General features: G+C 71.7%; 3 protein-coding genes and 2 pseudogenes. 2 read left to right on the forward strand and 3 right to left on the reverse strand.

Translation table 11 applies throughout. From position 1 onward, the window contains the following. Window positions 1-200: pseudogene (locus tag MXD58_RS30815) on the reverse strand (hypothetical protein); the annotation flags it as partial. A gap of 364 nt (window positions 201-564) precedes the next feature. Here MXD58_RS30815 and MXD58_RS30820 point away from each other — a divergent pair. Beyond that, a complete protein-coding gene (locus MXD58_RS30820) occupies window positions 565-819 on the forward strand; it encodes a cell division protein CrgA (protein ID WP_248838468.1) in 255 nt (84 codons plus the stop codon). 414 nt (window positions 820-1,233) lie between these two features. Here the strand turns inward: MXD58_RS30820 and MXD58_RS22045 are convergent, their stop codons facing one another. Continuing rightward, on the reverse strand, window positions 1,234-1,593 hold the full coding sequence (locus MXD58_RS22045) for a hypothetical protein (RefSeq protein ID WP_248838469.1): 360 nt from the start codon (window positions 1,591-1,593) through the stop codon (window positions 1,234-1,236). A gap of 46 nt (window positions 1,594-1,639) precedes the next feature. After that, on the reverse strand, window positions 1,640-3,547 hold the full coding sequence (locus MXD58_RS22050) for a glycoside hydrolase family 15 protein (protein ID WP_248838537.1): 1,908 nt from the start codon (window positions 3,545-3,547) through the stop codon (window positions 1,640-1,642). Between the two features lie 229 nt (window positions 3,548-3,776). Here MXD58_RS22050 and MXD58_RS22055 point away from each other — a divergent pair. Beyond that, a pseudogene (locus MXD58_RS22055) lies at window positions 3,777-4,041 on the forward strand (PH domain-containing protein); the annotation flags it as partial.

A 4,041-nucleotide genomic window follows, 5' to 3' on the forward strand; every position in this document is an offset into this window, starting at 1 on the left:
GCGCGCAGGTCATCGGCACGGGCGGCCACCCGAGCCGACTCGGCCGCGACGACCTGCGGCACCCCGCCGGGGCCGAGAACGGCGTTCCCCCGGCCGCTCCCGGACGAGAAGGGGCCGGCGTGCGCACCCGCACCACCGGCGAACAGACCGCAGCAGAACAGGACTCCGACGGCGCCGACGCGCCACGATCGGCCCGACACCCGGGAACCGCGGGGGTCGTGGTCGGGTCCCACGCCGGACGCCACTGCTGCCGGGCCTCCCTCCGGAGCGCCATCAGGGGCACGTCCGTTCGCTCGGCGGATCGCCGGGCGGCGCGCGGGCGCGCCTGCCGCGCCGACCCGGTCGGGCGAGCCGTCCGCCGCGTCGGACCCGGTCGCCTCTCGGCGCAGGCTACGCGGATCGGACAACGGTGACAGCCCGCGGGCGGACAGGACCCCCACGCCCGCGGCGCGAATCCCGAATGCCGGTACGCAGCCGGCGTGTCCGACCGGTGGCTGTCTACGCTGTTGCCCAACACGAGACGCGCGCTCACCCGAGACGCGCCGTCAGCCGAGGAGTACCGCAGTGCCCGAGTCGCGACGCCGCAAGCCGAAGAAGCAGACGCCGAGCACGGGCAGCCAGACCCGTCGGCGCCCGCCGTCCCCGCCCTGGTTCGGCGGTCTCATTCTGGCCTTCTTCCTGATCGGGATCGCCTATCTGCTCGTCTACTACTTCTCCAACGGCGGCGTGCTGGGCATGGAGGATCTGGGCGGCTGGAACATCCTCATCGGATTCGGCTTCGTCGTCGTTGGGCTGGCAGTGTCAACCCAGTGGCGCTAGCCACAAGCCGTCAGGGAGGCGTTCGGCGTTCCGGGCGGCCACAGAGCACCCGGCGACACCGCAGTGCCGCGCCACCGTCGGGCCAGCTCCGTGACCAGCCTCGATGGAACTTGCACGACTGTCATCTATCCACAACCGTTGTCCACAAGTGTGGATATCACCCGCTCGCCCGGATCCGGCAGGTAGCAGACCCATGACGGCCGATCGTGAGCTGGTTCCCGGAACCTCCCCGTTCGAGGAGACCACCGGCGTCCAGTGCGGCTTCGCAACTCTTCCACAGGGACAAATCGGGGCGCGGACCTCTGTGAAAGAGTCAGCGAGCCCCTGTCCCCCGACGTCGCCCGACAAATCACACATCCGCCGCCCACCGCTACGGAAGCTACGGGGAGCTACAGGAAAAGGTGTGCGGGCGCGTCAGCGCGCGAGGACCGCGGTCCGCAGGCGGGAGACCGTGTCCTCGGCGTTCTCGTCGGCGACGAGCAGCCGGCGGAACTCGCCGCCCGGCCGCACCTCGATCACCACGGCCGGCCGACCGCGGTAGACCGCGGCGAAGTCCTTCCCGCCCCGGGAGCGCCAGGTACCCAGCGCGATCACCCCGGGCAGGCCGGTGCCGGGCAGTCGCCATCCGCGCAGCTCCGCGAACGGTTCCGGCGCCGGGCGCACGTCGAGCACCTCGTCAAGCGCCACGGACACGTCCCCGCGCAGCGCGCCGAGCCGCTCCAAGCCGCTCAGCACGACCTCGACTCGACTGTCCCTAAGCTCCAGGCTGGCCACGAACCACACGTTAACGGTCCAGCTCCGCCGGGGGACGGAAAGCCGCTCAGCTCGTCGGCGACGGCCGGGCGTACGCCTCGGCGTCCTCCGCCCGGATCACGTACATCACCGCGTTGATCAGGGCCAGATGGGTGAACGCCTGCGGGAAGTTGCCGAGATGGCGACCGCTGTGCGGGTCGATCTCCTCGGCGTAGAGGTCCAGCGGGCTGGCCAGGCTCAGCAGCCGCTCGCACAGCTGCCGGGCCCGGGTCAGCTCACCGATCTCGACCAGCGCCGACACCAGCCAGAACGAGCAGATCAGGAACGCGCCCTCGACCCCGGAAACGCCGTCGTCGGTCACCTCGGTGCGGTACCGCAGCACCAGGCCGTCCTCGGTGAGTTCGTCGGCGATCGCCAGGACGGTGGCCTTCACCCGTTCGTCGGACGCCGGCAGGAAGCCGAGCAGCGGGATCAGCAGCAGCGACGCGTCCAGCGCCGTCGAGCCGTAGAACTGGGTGAACACACCGCGATGGTCGACGCCCCGCTCGCAGACGTCCGCGTGGATCTCCTCGGCTACGGTCTTCCAACGGGCGGCGGTCGCCGCGTCCCCGCGCATCTGGGCCAGGCGCCGGCCGCGGTCCAGCGCGACCCAGCACATCATCTTCGACACCGTGAAGTGCTGCGGGGCGCCGCGGACCTCCCACATCCCGCAGTCCGGCTCGCGCCAGTGCGCGGCCGCGGCCTCGACGAGGCGCGCCAGCACCGGCCACAGCCGCTCGGAGAGGTAGTCGCGCGACTTGGTGTGCAGGTACACCGAGTCGAGGACGACACCCCACACGTCGTGCTGGCGCTGCAGCGCCGCGGCGTTGCCGACCCGGACCGGCGACGCGCCCTCGTAGCCGGACAGGTGGCCGAGGATCTCCTCGTCGATCCGCGGTTCGCCACCCACCCGGTACATCACCTGGATGTCGTTCTCGTCGTGCTCGGCGACGTCGGCGATGAACGAGAAGAAGTCGTTCGCCTCGTAGTCCAGGCCGAGGGTGTAGAGACCCCACAGCGCGAAGGTCGAATCCCGCAGCCAGCTGTAGCGGTAGTCCCAGTTGCGTTCGCCCTGCGGGGTCTCCGGCAGCGAGGCGGTGGCCGCCGCGAGCAGAGCGCCGGTCGGCGCGTAGGTCAGTCCCTTCAACGCGAGAGCGCTGCGCTGCAGGTGGCGCCGCCACGGGTGGTCCGGGAACACGCCCCGCGACAGCCACTGGCGCCAGAACTCCGTCGTACGTTCCACGGCGGCGCAGGCCTGCTCATAGGTGTCCGGCAGCAGCGGGTCCTCGGGGCGCCAGGTCAGGGCGACGAACGCCGTGTCGCCCTCCCGCAGGGTGGTGCGGGCCAGGGCGCGCCGGCCGTCGAAGCCGAGCCGCAGATCGGTGCGCACCCGCAGGGTGACGTTGGTGCCCTCATGGTGGATGACGCCGGCGGAGTAGTCGTCCGCCTCGTACTCCCAGGACTCGGCGTGCCGGCCGTAGTCGAAGTTCGGTTCGCAGACGAGGCTGAGGTCGACCGAGCCGTGCTCGCAGCGGGCGAGGCGCAGCAGCACGTGGTCGGCGTCCCAGTCACTCGGGGTGCGCCGGTGGGTGTTGGACCGGCGGGTGGTGCGGTGCCAGCGGCCGACGACCAGGCAGTCGGTGACGATCAGCCAGCCGTTGGGGGTCTGCCAGGTCGTCTCCAGGATGTTGGTCCCGGGCAGGTAGCGGCGGCCGGCGGGGATCTGCGTGCGGTCCGGCCCGAACCGGAATCCGCCGGCCGAGCGGTCCAGCACCGAGCCGAAGACGCTGGGCGCGTCCGGCCGGGGTACACACATCCACTCGACGTTGCCGCTCGGCGCCACCAGGCACGACGTCTCGCAGTCGGAGAGAAATCCGTACTCCGCGATGGGCGGGAAGGGACTGCCCCCGCTGCGTCGCACCGGCGAGTGTGCCACCCGATCCCCCTGTACGAAAACAGACTGCGTCACGCCATCGCCACCCCACGAACAACACCACGAGTACCGACGAGATTGCGAAGCGTAGCCGTTTCCCGGCACGGTGCAAGCACCTCGCCGTCCGGGCAGGTCAGTGCCGATCTCACGGCGTCGGGTGTACTCGTCCCGACGCGGACACCTGCCGTCGGGGCGGCTGCGGGCGGCCGGCGCGGTGTGGTTGCGTGGAGGCATGTCCACGCCGTCCGCCGCCGCCGGGGATCCATCGCACGCCGGCCCGCCGCCGGCACCGATCGTCTGGTCGCCGCCGTTGTGGCGGGTGGGCGTCTACGCGCTCGGCGGCCTGGTCACAGCGCTGGTCGCCGCTCTCGGGCCGCTCGCCGAGCGGGTGGGCTCGCTGGACGCCGCCGGACGGCTGCTCGTCGGGGTGCTCGCCGGTGGGTTCTGGGCGCTCGCCGGGCGGGACCTGGTGGCTCGGCCCGCGCTGCGGGTCGACG

The organism is Frankia sp. AgKG'84/4 (genome assembly GCF_023242965.2).
Taxonomy (GTDB): Bacteria; Actinomycetota; Actinomycetes; order Frankiales; family Frankiaceae; genus Frankia.